Source organism: Treponema sp., from assembly GCF_017430385.1.
GTDB lineage: Bacteria > Spirochaetota > Spirochaetia > Treponematales > Treponemataceae > Treponema_D.
Window position 1 is genome coordinate 37,206 of sequence record NZ_JAFRNB010000143.1, and the last position, 23,463, is coordinate 60,668.

Consider the following 23,463-nt stretch of genomic DNA (forward strand, 5'->3'; position numbering starts at 1 on the left):
CAGAAAAAAACTCTCTCTGTGTGCTCTTAAGCCTACGCAACACAGTTGCTTCGGAGAATCGCTAAAATTGCCATGCAATTTTTTAACGCTCCCTATCTGTGAGGAATTATTTTTACCCTAAAACTGTGCGCTCGATTTCGAACATCTGGCTTCGGTACAAGCTTGAAATGTTGTGACCGTAGTCTGCGAGAAGCTGGATGATGTTTCGTGCGTGTTCTTTTGTGTCACAGCCGTTGAGTCTGTCGCCTGCGTCGCCCAAGCCTGGCATGATGTATGCTTTTTCGTTCATAACAGGATCCATCCAGAGCGTGTAGCATGTGAGGTTCGGCAAGGCGCGTGTTACCCGGATTGCGCCTTTGAGAGTGGAGATTGTGTTGAAGAAGGCGATTGATTTTGGTTTTACGCCCTGTTCCTGAAGATATTTTACGACGGTTACGAGTGAGCCGCCTGTTGCGTTCATCGGGTCAGCGAAAATCAAATCCTTTCCGTTAAGCTGCTCGATGTTGAAGAAAGATTTGTCCAAATCGAGAATGTATTCCATGTTGCTCTCGTTTTTGGTGTCGTTTCGGCTGATTTTGAAAAGTGCGAAAGGAGTGAGGTATGAATTTGATGAATATTCTTCGATTTCCTTTGAGACAATCATGCTCGGCAAAAGTGCGCCTCGGAGCATTACGCACATCACAGTGTTGTTGATTTTGTGGTCGATGTCTGGGATTTTGTGAACTGCGTAGTTCTGAACCGGGTAAGTTACCGGAGTTTTAACAATGATGTGACCTTTTTTGTCGGTCTTTTGGTTGATATAAGCCATGCGGAAAAGCATTTCGTAAGCCCGCTGGCTGTAATACATGAATTCCTGATGGTCAGTCTGTTCGTCGCGGAGTTTTGAAATAACCCGGCTTGCTTCGGCCTGTGCCTGCTGCTCAGTCTCAAAAGAATAGACTTTGATGTTAGGATGCTTGCGACAAATGCTGTGCATTTCATGACCCATTTTGTCATAACCTTCAATGATTTTTTCCTTATCAACAGGGTCAAATGACTTCATTGTTTCCTTGAACATTTCGTCAAGGCGTTTCAAATCGGCAGTATCCTCGTTTGTGAGATAGCCGTCCAAATCTTCTGCTTTAAGAATGATTTTGTTTCCCATTTTTACTCCTATTTTTCAAGTAGATATTTTACGATTTTTGAAACATCTGTGTCCAGCGAAAGATGGCATCGGTCCGTGCACGAGCGGTATGACTCATCACTTGAAAAAATCTCGTTGATTTTTCGGAAGATGTCAGCTGAGTGCCTGATAAAAAAGCCTGCCTTGTTGCGGACGACAAATCGCATGTCACCAAGTTCCTGACCGTGAATGTATGTGTTGATGATGACAGGTTTTCGGAGCGAGACGATTTCCATTACAGTGGAAGCACCGGCCTTTGAGACAACCAAATCACTCATCTTTATGAGGCTGTCCATAAAATCTACGAAGCCAAAAACATGAAGGTCGAGGCGGCTGTTTGCCTTTGCCAAAATATTGAGGGAACGGCGCAACGGTTTGTTCCTTCCGCAGACAACGGCAACGGAAAAATCGGCCTTGTGAAGTATGCACTGGTTTATGATTTTGAGAGTGCCTGGCAATCCTTCGCCGCCACCCGCAAGCAGAACCAGCTTTTTTTTGGAATCGAAGCCGAATTTCTGCCTGAGAGCAAGTTTTTCGGAATCAGAGACGACTGTGCGGTATTTTTTGTTGAGAAGGAAGGGCATGACCCTGACATTTTCCGGCGGAACCTTGCATTCTTTGATTGCAAACTGCCTGAATTCCTCGGAGTAAACGATGTAATCAAGCTTTTTATTGTAAAACCACGCGTGAGGGCCTGTGAAAGGATCGGTGGCAATTACTGTAAGCCGAATATTTTTGTCAACGGCTTTAATCGCATCGTAAATGGAAGGAGAAAGGGCGAAGTGAAAGCTGACGACATCAGTGATTTTCTTTTCGCGGATAAGTTTTTTGAGCCGCCCAAGGCTCTGGAATTTTATTGAGTAGCGGACTAATTTTTGAAAAGCCGGATATTTTCCGAGACCGTAAATTACAGGCCAGGCACCATGAATATAATTACATGCAAGCCCGTAAGATTTTTCGAGTAATTTATGAGAAATATGTTCCTTTTCTGAAAAACCGTTCTGCATCTCAATCTGAACGGATGGGTCGTATTCGAGCATGGCATCCCGTAAAACACGAGCCTGCGCAATATGGCCGTTACCTGTATTCAGATAAATAAACATGAACCGTCTGTCAGAATTTGTATTATCGTCCATCAAAAAGCCCAAAATTAAATCTATTAAGTATAAACCAAGAGGGGGGAACTGTCTAGTTGTAAAGCAAAGTTACGCTAGGAAATAGCAGTCATTTCACAGGCAAGGATGGTTCTCTGAAAATTTACTGAAATTTTAATTGCAGAAACTAACCTCTAGTGTTATCATATAAACATTGGAGAGCATCTTGGAAAAATCCAATTCTTTTCTAAAAAAGAATCTCAGACAGCTGAAAAAACTGCTCGGTCTCAACGGATTCGGCGATTCATTCAAACATTATATTGATATTGACAACGCTCATGCCGGAATGGTAATTTCCTCAATCGTCATGGCTCTTGAACTTTACATGATTTTTTATGTATTGTTCATCGCGTTCTTTGGGGCAAAATCCCGCTCGCTTCTTTGGATTGCCCAGCATTTGACTGCCTATATAATTCTTTTTCTTGGTGCGCTTTCTCTATTTATCTTTTCACGCCGATTCAGCCTTGGCAAAACCCAAAACCGAAAAATGGGTAAATTCCTCATGCTTGCTTTCGCTGCCCTAAATCTTTCGTTCGGAATCTACATCTCATATCTTGATTACCAGAAAGGCGAGCACATCTTAAATTTCATCACCATGGAAATTTTCATCACAGGGCTTCTAATCTGGCGGCCAGCTGTTTCAATCGCGATGGTCACTCTTTCTTTTATTTTCTTCTATTATCTCTGTGATTCTGCAATTTCGGCCACTTATGCCACAAAAATGAATCTTTTTACGACATGGCTTGCAATAGTCGTCACCACGGTCAGCCGTTTCCATCAGAAAGTCCGTGAAATCCGAAAATCCGAGCGTATCGAGAATGTAAATGCTTACCTCGGTGAAATTTCGGTCACAGATGAAATAACTGGAATCGGCAACATGCTGTCATTCAGAAACAGGGTAGGTGAAATCCGCAACACTAATAAGGAAGAATTTCTTTCGCGGATTTTTCTTTTCCTGGACATCGTGAATTTTAAAAGCTACAACGAAAGGCACGGTTTTGATGAGGGCAGCCGTTTTTTAAGCACCATCGCACACAAAATCCTTTACACTTTCCCGAACGATCCTGTAGCCCGATTCTCTGACGACCATTTCGTGATTTTTCCAAAGCATGATAAACTCCTCCAAGAAAAGCTGGCATCAATCCGAAAAAGCATTATCATTGCCGATAATGAAGTAAAGCTTGGTCTAAAAGTCGGTTCCTACATTCCAGAAGATGTTTCTTGCCACACGAATACCGCATGTGACTTCGCTCGTTATGCCTGCGAGACCATCAAAAAGAAATATGAACTCGATTACTGTGAATATACAACCGCAAGTGCAGAAGATTTTGCCCGAAAACAATATGTAATCAACAACATAGACAAAGCACTTGCGCAGGGCTATATCAAGGTTTTTTATCAGCCAGTAGTTCTTGCCGAAGACGGAACTTTGTGCGGATTTGAAGCTCTTGCCCGCTGGATTGATCCAAATTACGGATTCATGCCGCCGTACACATTTATTCCAGTTCTCGAAGAATACAGGCAGATTCACAAACTTGACGCATACATTCTCAAAGAGGTCTGCGAGGATATTCTTTTGGCTCCAAAGCGAAATGTTCCTGTTTTTCCAATTTCTGTCAATTTTTCAAAGATTGATTTTGAGCTTATGGATATCGAAAAGCTGCTTTCGGAGAATGTAGAGGCAAAAAATATCGACAAAAATCTGATTCATATTGAAGTCACGGAGAGCGCGCTTTCACAGAATGACGAAAAGCTAAGAAAAACCCTGCATATCTTAAAATCAAAGAATTATTCTCTGTGGCTTGATGATTTTGGTTCCGGCTATTCAGGCTTGAATCTGCTCAAAGAATACGACTTCGACATGATGAAAATAGACATGGCTTTCCTCAATAATTTCAATGAGAATCCAAAAAGCCGTCCGATTCTCAAAAATATAATTTCACTCGCACAGGATATAGGGATGAAAACTCTATCCGAAGGTGTTGAAACAAAAGAAGAATTTGAATTCCTGCGCAAAATTGGCTGTGAAAAAATTCAAGGATTCCTTTTCGGCCGTCCGATGCCAAAAGAAGAAGCCATCGAAAAAATTCTCAACGGCACTCTCAGCATAAAAAAGTAAAAAGGAAGCCCCCGCCTTGTAAATGCTTTCTTAACTCTTTATAATAGCATACTTGCTCAATAGGCAGATTTTTTGAAAAGGAATTTTTATGAACAATTATCAGTTTGCGCGAACCAGACTTACATTCGGAAAAGAGAATATGGAAAAGCTCTATAACGCCCGCGTGATTGTTTTTGGAATCGGCGGGGTAGGAAGCTATGTCGTTGAGGCTCTGGTGCGTTCTGGAATCGGTGCGATTGATATTGTTGATGACGATAAAATTTGCCTTACAAATCTTAACCGCCAGCTTTACGCGCTTCGTTCTACAATCGGAAAAGACAAAGTTGATGTTGCGGAGGAACGAATCCATGATATTAACCCGGACTGCAAGGTTACAAAATGGAAGACTTTCTTCATGCCAGACACGGCCGACCAGTTTGATTTTTCACAGTATGATTATATTGTAGATTGCATTGATACTGTGACTGGAAAGCTTGAAATTGTCACTCGCGCTAAGGCTCTTAAAAAGCCGGTTATCAGCTGCATGGGTGCGGGTAACAAAGTTGATCCGAGCAAGCTCAAAGTTGCGGACATTACGCGCACTTCTGTCTGTCCGCTTGCCCGCGTTATGCGAAATGAATTGAAAAAACGTCGGATTAAAAGATTGAAGGTTGTTTTTTCAACAGAAACTGCAATTCCACCCAAAACAGATGATGCAGATTCTGACTTTGAAGACACTTCCGGCACAACACCAGCACGGCAAGGCACTTCCAAAAAACAGGCACCGGGAAGCAACGCCTTTGTTCCTTCTGCCGCAGGAATGATGATTGCTGCAGAAGTTATAAAAGATTTGACTCAGTTCCATGTAACGGATTTGTTTAAGGAATAAACCTGTCAAAAATTAATACTTTCCGTAGCAGGAGATTGCTTCGTCTACGCTTTGATTTCCCAAAAGCACCTGGTATGCCGCATTTCTGAGCTGGGAATATGTGTTGTCAAGGATTCCAATTTCCAGCTGATAAAGATGCTCCGTATTTTCCAATGGCGCATAAACGTCATCAAAAGAGTAGACTGTTGAGCAGGTGATGAGTCGCTTTATCTTTGCAAGATTATTAAGTTCTTCTGTCCTTAAAAGGAAGCGCATAAATTCGTTTGCCATTTCAAGATTCTTGCCGTTTTTGTTTACGGAAAATTCTATTGAAGGAACCTGCAGAACAGCCCCGCCTTTTTCCATCACAGGAACTGCGCAAAAACTGTATTTAAATGGATTATTCGTAAAAGGCTCTGATAAAACCTCGCGCTTTTTTGTGCCGGAAACGATATCGGCGGAAGCAAGCATCATCGGAACATCACCTTCAAAAAAACGCATGATTACGGCTGAATAATTGTCTTTAATCCTGCTACATTCTTCTAAATCCATAAAACCTTGCTTCTTAAAACTTTCAACTAATTCGAGAGTCGTTCGCATGTATTCACCAGCCTGCGAATCAAGTTTATTCAGTTTTGAAATCGCATCGGGCTTGTGCATGACTTCTTTTGTAAAAAATGGAAAAATCAAAGAACCCATAATTGAATTTGCAGAATTTTCTGCAAGAATCAGGCTTTTATATCCTGCACCCTTGAATTTCTGGCAGGCTTCAATCAATTGCTGCCAAGTTCTTGGAATTGCGATTTTTTCTTTTTTGAATAAATCTTCATTTACAAGCATTCCGTTTGCGGCGCACAAAACCGGCACCATCGGAATTGAGCCGTCAGCCAGAGGGAACAAAAGCTTTTGATTTACGGCAGAAAGTTCAATTCCTGTGTTTTTTGAGTCTGCAAGATTTTCTGCGTTTTCAAGGAGCGGATTGTAATTCGATTTATCCAGCATCCACGGAAAAGTCATGAAAATATCCGGGGCATTTTGGCTGGCGAGGGTCGTAGAAATTGATTTTTTATAATTATCCAGATAAGTGTAGGCAAGCTCGACATTCGGGTAAAACTCATTAAAGCGGTCAAATTCAGCTTCAAGGGCTTCAAAATTCTGGTAGCGGCCAGCAATTTCTATTTTGCATTTAGTCTGTGTATCAAGGCGGGGAACAAAGGCAGTTTCTTTTGTGTGCTTATTGCAGGAAACAATCTCCAGGCTCACAATAGCGCAAAAAATCAAAATGGAGCAGCTTTTTACCAGTCTGAGTTTATTTTTCATAATCATTCCTCTCATTTATTGCTTAGCCTTGCGGATTTTTTTGAGTTCGCGGACAACATTATTTATATCAATCGGTTTTGCGATATGGCCGTTCATTCCGGCATCAAAACATTCTGCCACATTTTCAGAGAAGGCGTCGGCTGTCATTGCAATAATCGGAATTGTCGCCGTGTATGGATTTTCGAGCTTTCGGATTTCGCGGGTCGCTTCAAGTCCGTTCATGACCGGCATCTGAATATCCATAAAGACGACATCAAATTCTCCGGCCTGACTGTCACGGAGCGTATCAACTGCGACTTTTCCGTTTTCTGCACGCCTGCATTTAATCCCGCACATTTCAAGAAGGGTAGAAATAATTTCCCAGTTTACATCCATGTCTTCTACGACAAGAATTTTCATTTCTGTCAAATCAGAATCATTTTCTTCCTGAGATGCCGCATTCTTTTCTGTTTCTGAAACCTCTAGCTCAAGCGTTACGGTAAAGGTTGTTCCTTCGCCTTCCTTGCTCTGGCACTCAATTTTTCCGCCCATCAGATCAACCATTTTTTTTGTGATGGCAAGCCCAAGTCCTGTTCCCTGAATTGTATTGATGCGGCTGTCTGTCTGGCGCATGAAAGGCTCGTACATAATTTCCATAAAACTCTCAGACATGCCGATACCTGTATCCGAAACTTTATACACGAGCTTTATGAATCCTTCTTTGTCACCCGCTTCTTCACTCAAATCAACGTAAACCTGTCCGTTGTCGGGTGTATATTTTATTGCATTGGACAGGATATTTATAAAAACCTGATTTATTCGAAGCTGATCTGCATAAAGATATTTCTGTGTGATGTTGTTTTTATTGAACCTGAAATCAATATTTTTCTGCCTTATCATTGGAAGCACCATGTTTTCAAGATTTTCAGCCAAATCACTGATGGAAAAGCGCACTGGAGAAAGACTGATGTTTCCGTGCTCCACTTTTGAAATGTCCAGAATATCATTTATGAGCGTGAGAAGATGATTGCTTGCGAGCTTGATTTTATGGAGATTATCCGAAACTGATTTTGAATCCCCGATGTTTTTTTCTGCAATTGTCGTAAGGCCGATAATCGCATTCATCGGAGTGCGGATGTCATGAGACATTGTTGAAAGGAAGACTGTTTTGGCTTTGTTTGCAAAATCAGCTTCTTTTGCAGTGGCGGCAAGCTTCCTGTTGAATCTCATAATTACCAGAATATCAAAGGCAAGAAGAATCATGAGACAGATTGAAACCACAATAACCAGCGGCCAGTCGATATTATTTTTTGTTATGTCTTTGAGCGGAATGTAGGTGAGGAGAGTCCAGTCGAAGGATGTGTTAACCGGAATATGAACTATAAGGCAGTTTTCCGCTTTTGAGTTGTGCATTGTGAACATTCCGGTTTCATGAATTTTTGACTTTAGATTGTCAAAATCTTCCTTATTAATCTGATTGTACGATTTGTAGAATTCGAAGAAGTTTGAGTTTTTGAAGGATTTTCCTTTTAAGATGTAGTTTCCTTTTGACTCAATCATTGAAATCTGCGCGTCGCTGTATTTTTCGGAAGGAAAAGCCCATTTGCTTGCAATCGTTTCAACTGGAATTACGCGCATAAGAACTGCTTTTTCAAATTTTGAGGACTTGCTTTTGCTCGTGCTAGTTTCGCTCGCGGCCAAGTTTTTATTGTTGGCGGAATCTGCCTCATCAACTCTGAGTTCCAGAAGGTCGCAGAAAGCGATGGACTGAATGCCGTTCATCGGGTTTGTGTAGGAGCGGGTGACGCGAATCTGGTCTTTCTGGCCGAGAAGTTCATTCAGCGAAGAAAAAATATCTATTTCCTGGTAAGAAACTGTAAATTCTGCGGGATTATCGATTTTGGGTTTGTTGGAATAGCCCGTAAAAGAATCAAGCCGGATAATATGTGCTGAAATATTCTGAATGCGCTGGGCAACTTTCAAGTAAGACATTGCTTCGTTCATATTCATTTTGCGGCTGTTTATACATGCTGCCCAGGAATCACAAAGTCTCTGCTCACCTTCCAGATAATTTGTCGTTACCTTCTCCATACCGATCGACATGGTCATAAAGTTTTCGGTATTGTAGGCTTTCATTGACGCGCTCTGTTTCCTGGCATAGAGCACGACAAAGAAAATTGAAAAGATTACAATCAGAAAGTTTGTGATTATTATCAGACCTTTTTTCATTGCTTAACTACCCGAAATTTTTGAGCGGATTGCAAGAATATCTGAATACATTGCCGGATAATCTGCTTCTTCCGTATTGCGGAGTTTTTCTGTTAGTGCCGAAAGAGCTTCATACAGCGGCGTGATTGCAAGATTCCCGATAACGCCTTTGAGAGCGTGACAAAGTTCAAAGGCTTTCTGTAAATCATTGGAGGCAAGGACTGATCCCAGTTCTTCAAACTTTGCGTCGTTAAGTCCCATGTTCACAAGCTTAAGATACAAATCTTCTTTTCCAAGACAGCGGGAAAGGCCTGTTTCGATATCCGTGCCGTTATTTCTTAAAATTTCAAGCGTAATCATACAGCCCCCAGAAATCTCACACAAATTTTGAAAAGTCAGACGGCGGAAGCGGCTTTGAAAAATAATAGCCCTGGATTATGTCACAGCCGGCATCTTTAAGCATTTTGTATTCTTCTTCGGTTTCAACACCTTCTGCAACGACAGGAACTCCAAGATTTTTGGCAATATCAAGCACAAGTTCGACAAGCTTCATCTCTTTGTTGCCAGGCTGAATGTTTGTGATAAAGGCCTTGTCCATTTTTAGGACATCAATCGGCATTGATGTGAGCATGTTGAGAGAAGAATAGCCCGAACCAAAATCATCCATCTCGACTTTATGACCAAGCGAACGAAGATTTTCCACGACTTCGATGATGTGCTTTGAATCGGAAGTGTAGGCTGATTCTGTGATTTCGAGCATGTATTCGGAAGGGGAAAGGCCGTTTTCCTTTACGATCTTTGTGATGAAATCTGTCATGTCAGGAGCGGCAATGTCTACGCGCGAAACATTTACGGAAACCGGGATTGTAATTCCCAGCTCGTCTTTCCACTGGCGGATTTGCTTTGCGCTTTCTTCCCAGACATAGCGGTCGAGCTTTGTCACAAGTCCGTTCTCTTCAAAAAGCGGGATGAATAAATCCGGGCGGACAAAACCAAGTTCAGGATGAATCCACCTTACAAGAGCCTCTGCGCTGCACAAAACAGGCTTATCTCCCTTGATATTGAACTTTGGCTGAAAATTTACCTTGAACTGCTTTTGTTCAATTGCGGCCTCAAAATCCTGCAGAAGATGAGCGTCAAAAACTTCCTTTTCGGCCATTTTGTCATCATAAATACAGATGTCGCTGGAGCCGGAAGTTTTACTGCGGAGAGAATTACATGCCTGAACCGCATGGTCAAATCGTTGAATCATAGCCAAGCTGCGCTCAGAATCAGAATAAACTCCGAGCCTCAGTCTTATTTCCGAAGGTTTTAAAAGAGAAGAAAGAGATTCGCTTATTTTTTGAATAAGATTTTCGTAATCATCCTGATGAGGAATATATAGATAAAAACTGTCGGCTTCATTTCGGCCTGCAATTCCACCGGTTTTAAGAAGTGCTTTGCGGATTCCTTCGGCCATTGCTTTGAGAATCGAATCACCGAAATTGCGGCCCTTTAGCTGGTTCAAAAGATGGAAGCGCGTGAAGTTCAATGCGACCGCATCCATAACTTTATCCGGGAAACGCTGGTCGAAAATCGAGGCATATTCAAAGAAAAATTTCGGGGAGTAGAGAAGGGTAAGCTTATCAAATTCTGTGGCGTGAATAATCTTTGAGTTCTCAAAAAGCTGAATTGAATGGCGGACGCGGGCAAGAATTACTTCCGGCGAATCATAAGGCTTTGTGAGAAAATCTGCGGCTCCTAACCTAAGGCTTTGGATTTCACTGGATTTTTCTGAGGTCAACACGATTACAGGAATTTCAGTGATAATTCCTTCTTCATTCAATGTCTTTAAGACTTCGTTTCCGTCCATAACCGGCATAAGCAAATCCAGCAGGACGAGAGAAATTGCGGAGCCATTTGAATGAATTTTTTCCAGGGCTTCTTTTCCATTTTCGGCGTATAAAACCTTGTATTCTGTCTGAATTATGTTGCCAAGAATCTCGCGGTTTATCGCTTCGTCGTCTACAATTAGAATACTTCGCTCAAATAAATCATCCATAAAGAATATTATATATCGATTCAGACGGATTTGCGACATTTTTTTAATATAAACTGAAATATTTTTTATGATTACAGCCAAAAAATAATATTCCGCTGTTTCATTTCGTGTTATACTGTTTCTATGATTAATTTCCCAAATTGCAATTCCTGTTCTGTAAAAGAAATTCCTGATTTTAACATCGGACATCAAAGTGATAATGATGCAAAAACCGGCGTGACCGTGCTCTATTTTCCTAACGGAGCTGTGGCCGGCTGTGATATCAGCGGGGGAGGGCCAGCTTCACGCGAAACTCCGCTAACGCTTCCTTTGACTGCCGAAAATAAAATTAACGCAATTGTGCTTGGCGGTGGCTCTGCTTACGGGCTTGCTGCCTCGGACGGTGTAATGCGATGTCTTGAAGAAAATAAAATCGGTTATGATACAGGATTTTCTCTTGTGCCGCTTGTGTGCCAGTCTGATATTTTTGATTTGAATTACGGAAAATCTTTTGTCCGCCCGGATTCTGCTATGGGTTATGAGGCTTGCCTTGCCGCCATCAAAGGAACTTGTGATTTACAGGGAAATGTCGGCTGCGGAACTGGTGCAACTGTCGGAAAAATCCGTGGAACTGCCAGAGGCGATAAATCTGGATTTGGCATTCACGCTGTAAAACTTGGGGAACTTTTTATCGCTGCAGTTGTTTGCCTAAATGCCCTTGGGGATATTTATTCTCCCGCCGGAAAGAAAATTGCAGGCTTACATTCTGCTGATCGAAAAACTTTTGAGGATTGCGTTGAAGCCCTTTGCGAAAATCTTAGCCCACGAGATATGTTTACAGGAAACACTACAATCGGTACCGTAATTACAAACGCACAATTTTCAAAAGCCGAACTTTCAAAAATTGCATCGATGACTCGAAGTGCTTATTCGCGCTGCATTCGTCCTGTCGCAACAATGGCAGACGGCGACACAATTTATGCCGCCAACACAGGATGCGTTAAGGCGGATATAAATGCAGTCGGAACTCTTGCGGCCGAAGTAATGGCGCAGGCAATTGAAAATGCGGTTGTGAATTCAAAAATCAGCGATGAAGAATTCTTGAAATTCTGCTGATTTTAGGGCTGCACCTTATTTCATCAGCTTTTGGAGAGTCGTTACAAGCTCATCGATAACTTCATCATTCCCGGAACGGATATTTTCTGCAACGCAGGTTTTTACATGATTTCCGAGCAGTGGAATTAGTGTATGCCTAGCGGGAGTATGTGTCAATAAGACGATGAATATTTTCTGCACCTTTGAAAAGTCCGTGGCGATTACAGTAAAAATAAATCTGTTTTGTACCACTGATTTTGAATCTTGCTTCTGCGTTCTGCTCCGGGTAAAGTTTTTTGATTTCAACACCGTCGGAACGGATTGCAGTAATGAACGAAATGTAATGCTCCTTGGACATTACATGCTCAATGGTAACAAAATATTCCTCCTCAACCAGATCGATTTTTACTTTATGGCTTTCATCGGCATTTTCAGATTCAAGGCAAGGTAGGGTAATCCCGCAGCAGCTTACGACCGCTTCTCCCGAACTTTGAATCACATTCCCGCAAACCGGGCAGACATAAAACTGTGACTTGCTCATATTTGCGGCTTTGTTTTTATTCGTTATGTTTTCGCCGGAAAGAAGCTCAATCACGGAAACACCGAGAGCCTTTGCAAGACTTTCAACAAGCGAAATATCAGGATAACCGCGGCCAGTTTCCCACTTAGAAACGGCCTTATCGGTCACGAAGATTTTTTCTGCCAGCTCAGTCTGGGTCAGTTTTTTTTCTTCACGAAGGCGTTTAATCATTGCGCCTGTAACATATTGGTTAATCATTGTAAATTCCTCTCATGTAAGCGAAGCCAGTAAAGCCCGCGATTTCTGTAGCTACGATATAACAATACATCCAGAGCCAGTGTAAAACAACCTACGCTTTGTAGAGTTGATAAAAGAGGGAAAGAAAAGGGAAAAAATTACATTTCTTGGTAGACAGAACCTGCATTATAAGAAATTACCTGTGCCGTTTACATTGGTGTCCTCATCGCAGAAAAAATGCCTTGAACAGAACAGGCTGCTTTACTCACTAATCGGGCCTTTCTGGATAATGTCATAATTATCCAAGTCATCCATTCGCAGCTATAAAGGGACCTGGAAGATCTTGATTTTCAGTCATACATGAATAAAACTCAAGTTCCTCAGAGTTTTTTGTAGAAAAATCTTTCTGGTAGTCGCTTGGAATTGAAACGGAAAAGGCTTTTTTTGAATCAGGATTTATATACGTAAGAATTCCTTTTTGTAAATCAAATTATATGGAGGATAAAGGTCATCTTCATAAAAGTAATACTTGCTGTCGGAATCATTCGGATTTTTCGTTTGATAGTCTTTATCTTTTAGGTAGCCGCCGAAAACCCAGCCAAATTCTGCCTTTGGACCTGACCAAAGATATTGTGGCAGAAGAATTTCAACCCAGGCACTTTTTATGTTGTCGATTGTTACTTCCTCGCCAAGACATGTTACGACCACATCAAAAATAAATGTGACTTCATATTGACCAGCCCTTTAGATCCCGAACAGTTTCTGGAAATTTGAATCCACAATTTCGCTGAGCTTTCGGCTTGTGATATTCCTCTTTGAAGCAATGTATTCGTAAATATATTTGATATTCGCAGGAATATTTGAGCCGCTTTTTACAGGAACAGGCGGATAAAACGGGCAGTCAGTTTCTATCAAAAGACGGTCTTTCGGCACATAGTTGAGCAAATCCGACATATCACTGAAAGATTTTTTGCCAGCGTAAGTGACGGTTCCGCTAAAGCTCACATACCATCCCAAATCAAGGAAAAATCCAAGCTCCGACTGGTTGTAAGAAAATCCGTGAATCACTCCCCTATTCCACTTTACGGCTTTCAAAACATCAGAAGTTTCTTTAAAACCCTTGCGGCTGTGCAACACAAAAGGCATATTCAGTTTTTTGGCAAGAGTAAGCTGCAGGGCAAACAAATCTTCCTCATCTTTTACAGTGTCATAGTCAAAATACTCGTGGTCGCGCCCCTTGAACTCCACGGAATCCCAGTCATGGTCAATTCCACCCGGCCCGATTCCCACAAGATGGCTCGCAAAAACACTGTCGCTTTCCTTAAACTCGTTAATCACATTCTCAAGATTTTCGATAATTTCAAAACGGTTGTCCACAGAATCCGAATCAGGCATTACACCGGCAGTAAAATACATCATATCCTGAATATGCTTTCTTTGAATGTCATCATCGATTAAATCAAGACATTCTTCCACACGCCCTGCCCTGGCCCAGATATCATCAGCATGAATTCCAGTGTCCAAGGCAAACAAGACATCATTTCGCTCCATTTCCTTGAGACTGTCCGCGCCTTGCTCTAAGCCGAGTTCTTCCGTAATTTGAAAAAAATTCATCAATGAATCAGAATACATAAAACCACCTTTTAAACTATAACACGCATTGAGTCACAGAGTAAACAGAAATTCCAACCGCGAGGATTGTCGCTGAATACATAAGAATATTCGCCCGGATGATATCTTTTGCTTCGATTTCACGCAATTTGTCGCCGATAAAATCTTTCTTCTCTGTTTTGCCTTCGTAGACTGTATCGCCTGCGAGCTGCAAGCCCAGTGCCCCTGCCGCCACGCTCTCAGTCTGAGCCGAATTAGGACTTGCATGTTTGTAGCGGTCACGGAAGAAAATTTTAACGGCGTTCAGCGGCCGAAATCTTTGTTTTGCAGGAAAAATCGAAAGAATCAGCGAGGAAAAAATCATGAGAATTGCACAAATGCGTGCGGGAATAAAATTTGCAAAATCATCGATTTTTGCGGCAAAAAATCCGAAGTTCCTGTACCGCTCATTTTTGTACGCAATCATTGAATCCATCGTGTTGACGGCTTTGTAGACCATTCCGCCTGCCGTGCCAAAAAATGTCATGAAAAAAATAGGTGCGACTACCCCATCGCTTGCATTTTCGGCGACGGTCTCAACGGCAGCTTTTGCGATTCCATTTTCATCAAGGATTTCCGTGTCGCGCCCAACAATCATCGATACAGCTTTTCTTGCAGCAGGAAGGTCGTTTTTTTTGAGTTCCCTGTAAACTTTCATGCTTTCAGAGCAAAGAGATTTTGCCGCAATGCACTGATAGCACATTATGCTTTCGACTGCCAGAAATAGCGCAGGATGAATCAATTTGCAGAGAAAAAGAATTGCGAAAGGAACAAAAAATGATGCGGAAATTAAAACGAGGACCAAGAAAAGGCCTTTGAGCCGCTGGATTTTTGGAGAATCAGAAGATTTGTTAAGGCGTTTTTCGAGAAAAGAAATCAAGCTCCCCATAAAACGAACTGGATGCGGAAAGCAATACGGATCTCCGAGAACACAGTCGAGCAAAAATCCCAGAAGAAGCGAGAAAGCTATATGATGGTTCAGCAAAAATTCCATGCTGATATTCTAAAGAAATGTTTAAAAAAAAGAAACCGCCAGCTTTTGGCGGTTTATAGTTTGCCTCGATTCAACAATGTGAATGGCATTTTATGTGTTCCTGCCTAACCGCAGGTGGATATAGTCTAACTTACAAGACTCCCTCGGAGTCGGTTCTCTTTGTCGGAAATTGCATAACGCCTCCTTGTCGTGCAGCCGGTGTGCGTCCTCATCTCGCTCCTTGCTTACAATTTAATAATACCACACATCTGACAGAATGCAAGCTTTTTTTTCAAAAAATTTGATTTTTTTTGATTTTCAGAATGGCACATTCTGCTGCTCTCGCCTAACCTCTTCCAGATAATCATCGTTGATTTTTGCCTGCTCAAATGTGGCCATTTCGTTCATGATTACACAGGCGGCATCCATGATTTCAAAAGCCAGCGGACATCCGCTTCCCTCACCTAGCCTCATACGAAGATTGAGATACGGAGCCAGAGAAAGCTCGTTTATCGCAATCTTATAGCCTTTTTCCTCAGAGCAATGCGACGAAAAGAAATATTGGGCTGACTTCTGGCTGAGCCTTGCAGCACATAAAGCTGCGACTACGGAAATATAGCCGTCAATTACAACAGGGATTTTCTCGGCAGCAGCTCCTAAAAACACACCGCACATTGCGGCCAAATCGAGGCCACCGACCTTTGAAAGGACATCAATCACATCATCTTTTTTGGGATTGTTCAGCTCGATTCCCTTTTTAATGACTTCCTTTTTGTGCAAAAGCATTTCGTCCGTTATGCAGCCGCCCCGCCCGGTAATTTCGTCGGTGCTGAGACCTGTAAGAACTGAAAGCACGGCCGTTGAAGTTGTGGTGTTCCCGATTCCCATCTCACCAACGCCGAGAACTGAAACGCCATCAGCTTTTGCCGATTTTGCAAGCTCGATTCCGACAAGGACAGCTTTTTCTGCTTCATCACGAATCATTGCCGCTCCATGCAAGAAGGATTCCGTGCCTCTCCGGATGTTTTTGTTCAGAATTTGCGGACACTCGTAGGCGCATTTTATTCCGACATCAACCACCTGCACTTCGTTTTTAAAATGTCTGGCAAGCGCGCTCATACCTGTGAGATATTTTGTCATGTTTATTGCCTGACTTGCCGTGACGCTTTGAGGTGCCGAAGAAACGCCCTCGTCCACAACCCCATTGTCCGCGCAAAGAACCACAATCCGCTTTTTGGGAAGAGAATTATGCAATTTCCCGGTAATTCCAGAAAGCCGTGCGCCAATTTCAAGAAGTTCTCCCATGCTGCCGGGTGGCATTGCGAGCGATGCCTGATATTTTTTTGCCGCAAGAACCGTATTTTCGTCGATCGGGGAGATTTTTTTTATTGTTTCGAGAATTTCTTTCATGATTATAAAACTCTTGTATTTTTAAATTTATCAGAATGATTTGTATACAGATTCAAGGCTCTCGTATGCCAGCCATCTCGAATCATTTTTGTCATCAGGAGCCTTTTTCTCTGCTACCCTTCTCGCCCCTTCCTTCATATCATACAAAAAGCTTTTCCATTGAGATTTCCCGACATCCTTGTTCAAGCCCATTAGAATAATCTGCGGAACAAAGCCCAAGTTCGCCGACTGATAGGAATTTCCAGCAAAAACATTATTGAGTGATTCTGGAGAAGTCATCGGCGTATTAATTTTGTTCGTGAGGTAGACGATGACAAGATTTTCTTCCGGCTCAATGAACACGAGCGTGCCGGTAAATCCCTGATGCCCGAAAGCCCGGCTTGAACAGAGCGAGCCAAAGTTACGCGCATTCTGAACATCTCCACTAAGCCACCAGCCGAAGCCATAGTCAGCATCCTTAAGATATTGAGGCGAAGTAAACAAATCAATCACATTCCGGCTGAAAAATTTGTAATTTCCCCAGCCGCCAGTAAGCATAACCGAAGCCAATTTTGCCAAATCCGTCGCGTTTGAAAAAAGACCTGCGTGCCCGGAAACCCCGCCCATCGCATAAAACGCGTTGGAATCATGAACCTCGCCCTGCAAAGTGTGAGTCCTGCAATTGGTGAACAAAAGTTCCCCAGCATAAGAATTGCCTGTCGGGTCGGTTGCGGCACAATCCTGTTCGGAAAATCCGTTCTGCAAAGGATTGAAAGTCATGCGTGAAAGACCGAGCGGATTCCAGAAAGTTTCGCGCAAAAAATCATCAAGCCGCTGCCCGCTCACTTTTTCCACGACAAAGCACAGGAGCATAAAATCAATATCGCTATAAATAAGTTTTGTGTGTGGCTCGTAAACCAATGGCGTGCGACAAATCTGCTGCAGAGTCAGCTCCCGTGTTTCGGGAGAGCCGTCATTTCCAGAAAAAAGCTGGTTTTTGTTTGATCCCACATTGAATTCGTTTTTTCTGAGATCGTAATTGTCATTGAAGTAAGGATAGCCCGCTGCGAAGCCTGCCGTATGCGACATTACATCACGCACTGTAAGATTCTTCTTCCATTCCTTGATTTTTTCAAGCGGGATTTTTTCTTTTCCGACAAAATTGACCGAAATCGTGTTATCCGCAAATTCATCGCCCAAGATTTCAGTGATTTTTGTTTCTGGAGAAAGTTTTTTCTGAGTCACAAGAGCCTGAATCGCATAGGCCACTGTGAACATCTTTGAGACCGAAGCCAAATCGTAGAGCGTATCGTCTGTAACATTTGGAGAAGTCGTTACCCTGCCTGTCTCGTCACCTGTCCTGACCGTTCCCCAGGAATTCTGGTACAAGAGCCGGCCGTCCTTAACAACAGCCAGCTGAGCCGAAGTAAAGCCATTCTTAACATCAGCAGAAATAATCTTATCAATCAGAGCAAAAGATTCTTTTGAAAGCGAAGATTTTTTGAGCTTTCCGTCGAGCACCACAGGATAAGGAATCTGAACACGAACAGCCTTTCCCTGCCCCTCAAATTTTACATCAGAAACCTGAAGCGTGTTCAGGCCGTTCCTTGTATATTCTGAAATATCAACCGTGTATATTCCTGGAGCCTTGAGCTTTTTTGTATTCACGCGAGTGTCATTAATATAGAAGGAAAATGATTTTACACCTTCCGAGACCGTTATGACCGCGTTTCCCTGCCCTTGATAAAACTGAAAAGAGCGGGAATTGTTCGCACTGAAATTTGCATTGCTAATCCAGTCGGGAAATGAAGCATCAATCTGCCAGTACAGTTCGGCTTCATCGGAAAAAGCAGAGAAAATGATTCGCACGAAAAAGATTGAAATCAAGAAATATTTTTTAAAAATGGATTTTAACATGAAAACTTATCCTACCAATTCCGAAATATTAGCTGCCTGATTTCAACTTATATGTTCCATCGGCGATTTTCGCAAGGATTTCTTCGTAAGGCATGGGCTTTCCAAAGAAAAATCCCTGCAACCGGCCGCAACCACATTCACGCAAAAAGTCCACCATTTCCTGAGTCTCAACGCCTTCGGTAAGGCTCTGCATGTTCAGACTTTTTGAAAGGCTGATGATTGACTGAATTATCTTGTGGGCATTGTCGTTCCCGCTGAAATTCTTTAGGAATTCCATGTCGATTTTGAGCAGGTCAAATTTGAAATCTTTGAGAACATTCATTGAAGAATAACCTGATCCGAAATCATCAAGCCAAATCACATAGCCCAAACCATGAAGCCTATCCATCGCTTCCTGCAAGCCTTTAACATCCTTGGAAAGTGCGCTTTCGGTAATCTCGACATGCAGAAGATTCTTTGGAATCTGATATTTTTTGACGAGAGATTCAAGCTCGGCGACAGCATCCATAAGCTCAAAGTCAAGCCGGGAAAAATTCATGGATGTCGGAAGCACAGGAAGATTTTTGTCCAGACAATCACGCATCTGCTGGCACACGCTCTCGTAAATGCACTTGTCGAGCTTATAAATCTGCCGGATTTCTTCAAGGAGCGGAATGAACTGCGATGGCGAAAGGAAGCCAATCTCTGGGTCAATCCAGCGGGCAAGAGCCTCAAAACCGCAGAGAGTTCCGTCCTCGGCCCAGATAACCGGCTGATAATAGACTTTTATGTAGCCGTTCTGAACAGCCTTGTCGATATTGTTAAGAACATATTGGCGGAGCCTGTACTGATTCTGCAAGGTTTCATCATAAAACTTGACCGGCTCCTCATCAACATTCTTGATAAGTGACATCGCATAGCTCGCACGGTCAACGGCATGGCGCGGCTCGACATTATCATGCGTGACAGGATATACACCGGCCTTCAAATCAAGGTAGACTTCAACACTTCGTTCAGCCCTAAACCAGTCACGCCCTCTCCTTCCCTTTTCGATGTAATCTTCTTTTGCGGTGAGAATGACGAACTTATCATTGGAATGGCGGGCAAAAGGCTCTCCTTCAAATTCTACAGAAATAATTTGAGCCATGAATTTTAAAAGCGCGTCCCCTGTCTCATAACCAAAACGGTCATTGTAAGTCTTAAAATTCGTGATGTCGCAAATGATGTAGACCGGGTGTTTTCCTTCGGCGAGGCATTTTTTGCAATATTTAGCCGCCACTTCCTCGAATTTGCGCATGTTCGGAATATTCGTGAGGTCATCGGTGACAGCAGCTTTTTCAAGCATGTAAGATTTCCAGGCTTCTTTGTGCCTCTGGATGTAAGCACTGATTTCCAAAATTGCGAGCGTAATCACAAAAGTTGTATAATTGACGATTTCAGCCTCGCTCATGTGCCACGGCTTTCCGTCCCTGCCAACAGCAAAATGATTGACGATGTATACGAATGCAACCGCAGGAATAAGCGTGACTAAAAGTGAGATATACGGGCGCCAGATAACGATAATGCTTCCGGTCATAATCATCGTGAGGAAGCAGGTAATCATTCTGCCGCGGGAAAGATCGAACAGCGAAGTGGATGTGCCGAAATAAAGCCCCAGCAAGAAATAAAGGAAAATGAAAAGACGGATGAATTTTTTGGATTTATTGAGCCGCCCGCAAAGATATAATATAGAATAAAGACACAATAAACCGGCGGCGGAAAGAAGAACCCAATAGCCCCAGGTGCTTTTGAAAAATGATGCGACTGTAGGAAAACGCTCCCAATGCCTGACAAGCTGGCGGATAAGCATCCAGATTTCAATAGCCATTACTATAGCCGTAAGATTCCGCGTGCTTTGAGCATCCGCTTCTCTTAAATAGTCTTCAACATAATCAGGATTCTTGTAAAAGCCAAGTAACTGGCGAATATACCCCCAAAGCCCTTTTTTCTCCATCAGACGAATAAACCTCAAAAATAATTATATACTAGTTTCAGAATACTTCAACAGTTACTTGTAAAAAGAACGCTTTTTTCGCTTCAAAAACTATGAGGATTTCGCCGCAAAACGATAGCTTCCAGCCGCCTCATTCCAAAATCCATGACGAAGTTTTTCCAGCAGTTGCTTAGAATCAGCCGAACCAGCCTTTTCAATTGCAGTCGAAAGAACCAGGAGCGCATCGTAAACCTGCAATGCCTCCTGGTCAGGTTCGTAACCAAACTTTTCTTTGAATAAAGAATAGAATTCCTTAAAACGCGGATGTTCGCTCTCAACATCATAATTTGATACTGCAAAAATCTTTCCGTTTTCAGCAGCACTGAGATTTTCGTTCAAAAGCGGATCATCAAAAGGATCTGAACCGACAATCGGACAATTTATTCCGTTTTCCCTGATAATCGAAATCACCTGCTGAATCAAAGGCATACGCCCTGCCAGAAAAATTGCATCGAACATGAAATTATTCTTCCATCGTTTGGTCATTCGATCGAGCAAGGAAGAGAAATGTCAGAATATCCGTGACCGATTACCGCACAAATCTCATTGTCCGAAGCAATCTGATATGCCGTGGTCATTCCGCTGATTGAATTGCCGCCGTCATCAAATTTAACAAGTTCCAGATGCACAGGAAGAAGCCCGTCAACGTTTATCTTATCCTGAGCAAGAAGCGCGCCTTCCCACATTTTGCTACTCAGGCTTTTCAAAACCTAGCAGCATACGCATGAGAGTAGACTTGCCAGCCCCACTCGTTCCGACAACAGCAACAAATTCCCCCTCTTTTATGCTCATGTTCACATCTTTGAGAACTAGCGGAGAATCCGGGAAATATCGGAAATTCAGATGACTGATTTCGATGTTGCCCCTGAGCTTATCAATCGGCGGCTTTGAAGCTTCAAACTCCGGCTTGGCATCAAGAATCGGCTGGATTCTTTTTGAAAGAGGAATTACATTTCGGATTTGGAGCAAAGCACCGGCTACGCCCAAAAATGCCTCCTGAAATGAAGAATAGGAACTAAGGAAGGCCATGAAAGTTCCCGTTGTAAGCCCAGTAATTGCCTGCATTTTTAAGCCACGGCCATACAGATAATAGAAGATAACGCTTACAACCGTTGGATAAACCGCATTAATCAGAGAACTGACGATACCAACCAGACCAAGAGTGTAGCTGACTTTTGTCTGCCGGATATACTCATTCGACCACTGGGTAAAGAAGCGTTTTTCAGAATGAGAATTCGTGATTTTTTCGATACCGTTCAGGAACTGGAGCAACATACCCTGAATCTTTCCCTGACAATCAATCAGCATTTTTTCCCATTTGTAGGTAAGCCAGCAGAAAACAGCGGAAATCAAAATCGGGAAGATGCAGAATAAAATGCTCCATTTAGCAAAATAGCCGGAAAATCGGAAACACTGAATCAGATAGACAAAACTGAAAATAAAATTCATAAAAACCGAAAGGACGATGTTAAAAATTGCCTTGCGGATTTCGGAAATTGTCATTGTGCGGGCAGCCAAATCACCCGAAGAAAAACCTTTGAAAAAATCAACAGGGAGCTTTAAAAGCCTGTCCATGACCGCCGCTTCCAAATCGCTGTTGTTTTTGTTTTTTATGAGCGCGACAGGAATAAGGTTGTCGGAAGTATCATTTTCATTCGAAATATCAATCTCGCCGTCTTTTTTGTAGAAGCCGATTAAGTGCCCGTTGTCTTCTTTGTACCATTTTTCACGAAGCACGACCTCGCGCACTCGAATGGTATTGTCTTTGGCAAGTTTTTGCACGCCTGCCTTTGTAGGCTCATAGCTTTTGTCAAAATTAGGATCTGTCGGCTCAGAGAATTCTACTTCAGTTCCGTTCGTTCCAGCAAGAATGATGTCGTACTTTTCGTTGCCAGAAATGTTCGGGAAACTTTCGCCCTCGCCGAAATTAGCAATCTCATGTCTAGCTCCAGTCCGACCGTCACCAAGTTTCTTAACAAGGAAGAGATAGCCGTGACCATGAAGAACCTTGATTTCGCAGGCCGAACCGTCAAGAGTGAGAATATTTGTGTTGTTGATTTTAAATATATCTTTCTTCATATTACATCGTCCTGACCAGTTCGCTGTACATGCCGCCCTGCTCCATCAGTTCGTCGTGCGTACCACGCTGGACTATATTTCCGTGATCGAGAACGATTATTTCGTCGGAGTCGCGGATTGTTGAGAGGCGGTGCGCGATTATTATGCTTGTACAGCCACGGCGGCGGATGTTTTGGTCAACTGTCTGCTCGGTGATTGCGTCGAGTGCGCTGGTGGCTTCGTCCATGATTATGATTCTTGGATTTGTGGCAAGTGCGCGGGCAATCTCGAGTCTTTGCCTTTGACCGCCGCTGAAGTTACGACCGCCCTCACTTACCTGTGAAAAATAGCCACCTTGCCGCGAAGTGATTACATCGTGTATGCACGCGTCTTTTGCGGCCTGAATGTAGACATCTTCTGGAATTGTGGTGTTCCACATCGTGATGTTGTCTTTGATTGTTCCCTCAAAAAGCGAAATACTCTGATTAACCACGGAACATGAAAAAATCATTTTCTGAGCCAGAAGCTTTAAGCGACTCAATCTTTTCGATTCCAGACATTGTGATACCGCTGAGCTTGCCGCCTTCCATTTCAATTTTAAAAATTACACCCGCGATAAGCCCGGAGCCAATGCCCGTGGATGCCGCTCCGATAATTACGGAACAAACTGCAATAGCCGCAAAAATAAGGATTTTCTTCCATGCAGCCTTAAACTGGCTGGAAATAGATTCACATTCCTTCTGCAAATCCGCGACTTCAAGTTGTGGATAAATATGATGAATTGCCGAAAAAGCAATTTCCATT

21 protein-coding genes are annotated in these 23,463 nt (G+C 42.7%); 3 read left to right on the forward strand and 18 right to left on the reverse strand.

Translation table 11 applies throughout. The annotated features are described in order from the left end of the window. Positions 1 to 112: 112 nt before the first annotated feature. Positions 113 to 1,144 (reverse strand): uracil phosphoribosyltransferase, encoded by a 1,032-nt coding sequence (locus IJJ71_RS11265; RefSeq protein WP_296847106.1) that lies wholly within the window; start codon positions 1,142 to 1,144, stop codon positions 113 to 115. Between the two features lie 8 nt (positions 1,145 to 1,152). Further along, positions 1,153 to 2,298 carry a glycosyltransferase gene (locus IJJ71_RS11270; RefSeq protein WP_296847107.1) on the reverse strand — a complete coding sequence of 382 codons (1,146 nt, stop codon included), beginning with the start codon at positions 2,296 to 2,298 and terminating at the stop codon, positions 1,153 to 1,155. Between the two features lie 184 nt (positions 2,299 to 2,482). Between IJJ71_RS11270 and IJJ71_RS11275 the strand changes: the two genes are divergently transcribed. Continuing rightward, positions 2,483 to 4,435: a GGDEF domain-containing phosphodiesterase gene (locus IJJ71_RS11275; RefSeq protein WP_296847108.1), complete on the forward strand. Its 1,953-nt coding sequence runs from the start codon at positions 2,483 to 2,485 to the stop codon at positions 4,433 to 4,435. An 88-nt stretch (positions 4,436 to 4,523) separates the two neighbouring features. Continuing rightward, positions 4,524 to 5,303 (forward strand): tRNA threonylcarbamoyladenosine dehydratase, encoded by a 780-nt coding sequence (locus IJJ71_RS11280; RefSeq protein ID WP_296847109.1) that lies wholly within the window; start codon positions 4,524 to 4,526, stop codon positions 5,301 to 5,303. Positions 5,304 to 5,315: 12 nt separating this feature from the next. Here the strand turns inward: IJJ71_RS11280 and IJJ71_RS11285 are convergent, their stop codons facing one another. The 4 genes from IJJ71_RS11285 to IJJ71_RS11300 are packed head-to-tail and all read right to left on the reverse strand — an operon-like array spanning position 5,316 to position 10,830. Continuing rightward, complete coding sequence (locus IJJ71_RS11285) at positions 5,316 to 6,602, reverse strand: ABC transporter substrate-binding protein (RefSeq protein ID WP_296847110.1); 1,287 nt, start codon at positions 6,600 to 6,602, stop codon at positions 5,316 to 5,318. Between the two features lie 15 nt (positions 6,603 to 6,617). Beyond that, entirely contained in the window at positions 6,618 to 8,810 is a 2,193-nt protein-coding gene (locus IJJ71_RS11290; RefSeq protein ID WP_296847111.1) for an ATP-binding protein, read from the reverse strand. Between the two features lie 3 nt (positions 8,811 to 8,813). Then, complete coding sequence (locus tag IJJ71_RS11295; protein WP_296847112.1) at positions 8,814 to 9,149, reverse strand: Hpt domain-containing protein; 336 nt, start codon at positions 9,147 to 9,149, stop codon at positions 8,814 to 8,816. Positions 9,150 to 9,165: 16 nt separating this feature from the next. Then, positions 9,166 to 10,830, reverse strand: coding sequence for a two-component system response regulator (locus tag IJJ71_RS11300; RefSeq protein ID WP_296847113.1), 1,665 nt, complete (start codon positions 10,828 to 10,830; stop codon positions 9,166 to 9,168). A 123-nt stretch (positions 10,831 to 10,953) separates the two neighbouring features. On the opposite strand from IJJ71_RS11300, the gene IJJ71_RS11305 reads away from it, so the two are divergent. Continuing rightward, a complete protein-coding gene (locus IJJ71_RS11305; protein ID WP_296847114.1) occupies positions 10,954 to 11,925 on the forward strand; it encodes a P1 family peptidase in 972 nt (323 codons plus the stop codon). 136 nt (positions 11,926 to 12,061) lie between these two features. On the opposite strand, the gene IJJ71_RS11310 is transcribed toward IJJ71_RS11305, so the two are convergent. The 12 genes from IJJ71_RS11310 to IJJ71_RS11365 form a co-directional block, all read right to left on the reverse strand. Next, on the reverse strand, positions 12,062 to 12,682 hold the full coding sequence (locus tag IJJ71_RS11310) for a helix-turn-helix domain-containing protein (protein ID WP_296847115.1): 621 nt from the start codon (positions 12,680 to 12,682) through the stop codon (positions 12,062 to 12,064). A 435-nt stretch (positions 12,683 to 13,117) separates the two neighbouring features. Beyond that, positions 13,118 to 13,369: a hypothetical protein gene (locus IJJ71_RS11315; protein WP_296847116.1), complete on the reverse strand. Its 252-nt coding sequence runs from the start codon at positions 13,367 to 13,369 to the stop codon at positions 13,118 to 13,120. Positions 13,370 to 13,405: 36 nt separating this feature from the next. Then, positions 13,406 to 14,293 carry a TatD family hydrolase gene (locus tag IJJ71_RS11320; protein WP_296847117.1) on the reverse strand — a complete coding sequence of 296 codons (888 nt, stop codon included), beginning with the start codon at positions 14,291 to 14,293 and terminating at the stop codon, positions 13,406 to 13,408. Between the two features lie 16 nt (positions 14,294 to 14,309). Further along, entirely contained in the window at positions 14,310 to 15,305 is a 996-nt protein-coding gene (cbiB, locus tag IJJ71_RS11325; protein WP_296847118.1) for an adenosylcobinamide-phosphate synthase CbiB, read from the reverse strand. A gap of 297 nt (positions 15,306 to 15,602) precedes the next feature. Beyond that, positions 15,603 to 16,694, reverse strand: a complete 1,092-nt coding sequence (gene cobT / locus IJJ71_RS11330; protein ID WP_296847120.1) for a nicotinate-nucleotide--dimethylbenzimidazole phosphoribosyltransferase — start codon at positions 16,692 to 16,694, stop codon at positions 15,603 to 15,605. A 30-nt stretch (positions 16,695 to 16,724) separates the two neighbouring features. Further along, entirely contained in the window at positions 16,725 to 18,590 is a 1,866-nt protein-coding gene (locus tag IJJ71_RS11335; protein ID WP_296847122.1) for a serine hydrolase, read from the reverse strand. A gap of 28 nt (positions 18,591 to 18,618) precedes the next feature. After that, complete coding sequence (locus tag IJJ71_RS11340) at positions 18,619 to 20,580, reverse strand: putative bifunctional diguanylate cyclase/phosphodiesterase (RefSeq protein WP_296847124.1); 1,962 nt, start codon at positions 20,578 to 20,580, stop codon at positions 18,619 to 18,621. 72 nt (positions 20,581 to 20,652) lie between these two features. Continuing rightward, positions 20,653 to 21,060 (reverse strand): ABC transporter substrate-binding protein, encoded by a 408-nt coding sequence (locus IJJ71_RS11345; RefSeq protein ID WP_296847126.1) that lies wholly within the window; start codon positions 21,058 to 21,060, stop codon positions 20,653 to 20,655. Positions 21,061 to 21,083: 23 nt separating this feature from the next. Continuing rightward, positions 21,084 to 21,287 carry a hypothetical protein gene (locus IJJ71_RS11350; RefSeq protein WP_296847128.1) on the reverse strand — a complete coding sequence of 68 codons (204 nt, stop codon included), beginning with the start codon at positions 21,285 to 21,287 and terminating at the stop codon, positions 21,084 to 21,086. Between the two features lie 4 nt (positions 21,288 to 21,291). Further along, positions 21,292 to 22,680: an ATP-binding cassette domain-containing protein gene (locus tag IJJ71_RS11355; RefSeq protein WP_296847130.1), complete on the reverse strand. Its 1,389-nt coding sequence runs from the start codon at positions 22,678 to 22,680 to the stop codon at positions 21,292 to 21,294. Between the two features lies 1 nt (position 22,681). After that, positions 22,682 to 23,170 (reverse strand): ATP-binding cassette domain-containing protein, encoded by a 489-nt coding sequence (locus IJJ71_RS11360; protein WP_296847132.1) that lies wholly within the window; start codon positions 23,168 to 23,170, stop codon positions 22,682 to 22,684. Beyond that, positions 23,145 to 23,462, reverse strand: a complete 318-nt coding sequence (locus IJJ71_RS11365) for a 6TM ABC transporter family protein (RefSeq protein ID WP_296847134.1) — start codon at positions 23,460 to 23,462, stop codon at positions 23,145 to 23,147. The genes IJJ71_RS11360 and IJJ71_RS11365 overlap by 26 nt, the downstream gene beginning before the upstream one ends. Between the last annotated feature and the right edge of the window lies 1 nt (position 23,463).

Excerpts from the sequence above, each read along its gene's own strand:
- IJJ71_RS11265 (WP_296847106.1), bottom strand. The coding sequence starts at position 1,144 with ATGGGAAACAAAATCATTCTTAAAGCAGAAGATTTGGACGGCTATCTC.
- IJJ71_RS11270 (WP_296847107.1), bottom strand. The coding sequence starts at position 2,298 with ATGGACGATAATACAAATTCTGACAGACGGTTCATGTTTATTTATCTG.
- IJJ71_RS11280 (WP_296847109.1), top strand. The coding sequence starts at position 4,524 with ATGAACAATTATCAGTTTGCGCGAACCAGACTTACATTCGGAAAAGAG.
- IJJ71_RS11285 (WP_296847110.1), bottom strand. The coding sequence starts at position 6,602 with ATGAAAAATAAACTCAGACTGGTAAAAAGCTGCTCCATTTTGATTTTT.
- IJJ71_RS11290 (WP_296847111.1), bottom strand. The coding sequence starts at position 8,810 with ATGAAAAAAGGTCTGATAATAATCACAAACTTTCTGATTGTAATCTTT.
- IJJ71_RS11295 (WP_296847112.1), bottom strand. The coding sequence starts at position 9,149 with ATGATTACGCTTGAAATTTTAAGAAATAACGGCACGGATATCGAAACA.
- IJJ71_RS11300 (WP_296847113.1), bottom strand. The coding sequence starts at position 10,830 with ATGGATGATTTATTTGAGCGAAGTATTCTAATTGTAGACGACGAAGCG.
- IJJ71_RS11305 (WP_296847114.1), top strand. The coding sequence starts at position 10,954 with ATGATTAATTTCCCAAATTGCAATTCCTGTTCTGTAAAAGAAATTCCT.
- IJJ71_RS11310 (WP_296847115.1), bottom strand. The coding sequence starts at position 12,682 with ATGATTAACCAATATGTTACAGGCGCAATGATTAAACGCCTTCGTGAA.
- IJJ71_RS11320 (WP_296847117.1), bottom strand. The coding sequence starts at position 14,293 with ATGTATTCTGATTCATTGATGAATTTTTTTCAAATTACGGAAGAACTC.
- cbiB (WP_296847118.1), bottom strand. The coding sequence starts at position 15,305 with ATGGAATTTTTGCTGAACCATCATATAGCTTTCTCGCTTCTTCTGGGA.
- cobT (WP_296847120.1), bottom strand. The coding sequence starts at position 16,694 with ATGAAAGAAATTCTCGAAACAATAAAAAAAATCTCCCCGATCGACGAA.
- IJJ71_RS11335 (WP_296847122.1), bottom strand. The coding sequence starts at position 18,590 with ATGTTAAAATCCATTTTTAAAAAATATTTCTTGATTTCAATCTTTTTC.
- IJJ71_RS11345 (WP_296847126.1), bottom strand. The coding sequence starts at position 21,060 with ATGTTCGATGCAATTTTTCTGGCAGGGCGTATGCCTTTGATTCAGCAG.
- IJJ71_RS11350 (WP_296847128.1), bottom strand. The coding sequence starts at position 21,287 with ATGTGGGAAGGCGCGCTTCTTGCTCAGGATAAGATAAACGTTGACGGG.
- IJJ71_RS11355 (WP_296847130.1), bottom strand. The coding sequence starts at position 22,680 with ATGAAGAAAGATATATTTAAAATCAACAACACAAATATTCTCACTCTT.
- IJJ71_RS11360 (WP_296847132.1), bottom strand. The coding sequence starts at position 23,170 with ATGATTTTTTCATGTTCCGTGGTTAATCAGAGTATTTCGCTTTTTGAG.
- IJJ71_RS11365 (WP_296847134.1), bottom strand. The coding sequence starts at position 23,462 with ATGGAAATTGCTTTTTCGGCAATTCATCATATTTATCCACAACTTGAA.